Raw genomic sequence first — 1,905 nt, 5'->3', positions numbered from 1 at the left:
CTATATTTTTTCTGCAAATTTTATCTTATTTTGGCAATTTTTATGCTATTTTGTAGTATTTCATCTAATCTGCAACTGTGGTATGTTTATATTTAGTTGTTTATATACTAGCTTTACATAATTTTTAAATTATTGAAAATTTAAGAATTCTGTGTCCAAACATAATTGTAAGTTGACCAATTTTGATTTAGAGACGTTTAAACCATCCATACAAGCTATCAAAACATCTTTAAACCCTCTATTTTTTAATCATTAGATATTAATATCCGAAATTTTGCATCTTCTAATTCTCCAATTCAAATTCCTAAAATATCTTTTTTACTATATATATTCAAAATCATACAAATATATGGATAATTACCCACTATTTTACTACCATTCATGACTTCAAAGTGTTAATCTACATCTTGATCAATAATCTCTATCATTTTTCTACCTCCCTAAATTTTATATAAACATTACTCCAAACTTACTAATTTCCTATACTAAAAGGAGTGTAGATAGGTTTGTTTTTATATAAACTTATCTACACTCCTTTTTTAATTATATTTTTTTAAGCCACTGACTTACTCTATCATAAATATTATCATATTTTAGTATACCTGATACTATTGCATATCCATCTGGATTAAATATTTTTAACTGAGAAACATTATCTAATGTTATTCCTCCTATTAATACAAATGGTATATCAACTTGACTAGTCATCTCTCTTAAAGTATCAAAACTAACTTCTTTTGCATCAAGTTTAGTACTTGTTGAAAACATAGCCCCAATACCTATATAATCAGCTCCATCTGCTTTAGCTTTTTGAGCTTCTGCTACACTTCTTGCAGAAACACCAATTATTTTATCTTTTCCAATTAATTTTCTAACTGAATCTGCATCAATATCACTTTGTCCCACATGAACACCATCTGCATCAGATAGCAAGGCAATATCTACTCTATCATTAATTATGAATGTCACATTATATTTTCTAGTTAATTCTCTAAGTTTTAATGCTTTTTCTAAAAATTCTTTTCCATCAGTATTTTTTTCCCTAAGTTGAACCATAGTTACTCCAGCTTTCATTGCCTCTTCAATACATTTATAAAAATCTCTTCCTTTTAATATATCTGAATCAGTAACTAAATATAGTTTAAGATTTTTTCTAAGCTTTTCTATATGAACCATAATTATCTCCTTAACTTGCTTTATTTATATTTGGTATATGTGCCATCTTTCTAATTCTTTCAATTGGAATTACAGTAATAGATATACTACTTAATAAGCCTTCCACACCTACACTTGAGCCATTATATATTAATGAATAAAGTAAAGGGTTCATTCCTTTTGCATACTCAGCAAAGTAAACACAACCAGAAAGAACATGTGCAGTAAGTTTAAGTAATACTGCTATAATACAACCTATAAATATTTTACCTTTAGTTTCTGAGCCGAATATACCACTCATTCCAAGCAACATGGAAGGTAGAATATAATCTAATAAAAATTGTGCTGGATGTATTATATATAATTCTCCACCTATTAATGAGACTAATCCTGCAACTAAACCACAAGTCATTCCTATCACTGGACCATATAATAATCCTACTATTAGTATAGGAAGTGATGATAGTAAATCAATACCTCCACCTTGTGGATAAGATATAAATTTTATTTTAGATAAAACAAGATGTATAGCTGCAAATAATGCAATTATTATCATTGTTTTTGTATTTAATTTAAAGTTTTTTAATTTAAATATATAATATGATATTGGTATTAAGCATATAAATAACATTAATATATTAATCATTATTTTACCTCCTCATAAGCCATATCCCAAAATTGCATCTCGTAAATACTAGCTTTTATAAATATTTCTTTTAATTTTTCTCTTTCATTATCATCTATGCTTTT

3 protein-coding genes are annotated in these 1,905 nt (G+C 26.7%); all 3 read right to left on the bottom strand.

What is annotated here, in order from left to right:
- Positions 1-543 precede the first annotated feature (543 nt).
- From thiE to J7G74_RS16865, 3 genes are read right to left on the bottom strand one after another with little or no spacing between them, the layout of a single operon-like run.
- A complete protein-coding gene (gene thiE, locus J7G74_RS16545) occupies positions 544-1,176 on the bottom strand; it encodes a thiamine phosphate synthase (protein WP_297137441.1) in 633 nt (210 codons plus the stop codon).
- 10 nt (positions 1,177-1,186) lie between these two features.
- Entirely contained in the window at positions 1,187-1,801 is a 615-nt protein-coding gene (gene thiT, locus J7G74_RS16540; RefSeq protein WP_297137439.1) for an energy-coupled thiamine transporter ThiT, read from the bottom strand.
- Positions 1,801-1,899 (bottom strand): hypothetical protein, encoded by a 99-nt coding sequence (locus J7G74_RS16865; protein ID WP_297137443.1) that lies wholly within the window; start codon positions 1,897-1,899, stop codon positions 1,801-1,803. The genes thiT and J7G74_RS16865 overlap by 1 nt, the downstream gene beginning before the upstream one ends.
- Positions 1,900-1,905 lie beyond the last annotated feature (6 nt).

The organism is Terrisporobacter sp. (assembly GCF_017888745.1).
Taxonomy (GTDB): domain Bacteria; phylum Bacillota; class Clostridia; order Peptostreptococcales; family Peptostreptococcaceae; genus Terrisporobacter.
The sequence above is the reverse complement of the archived record's forward strand: the minus strand, read 5'-3'. Positions and strand labels throughout refer to the sequence as shown.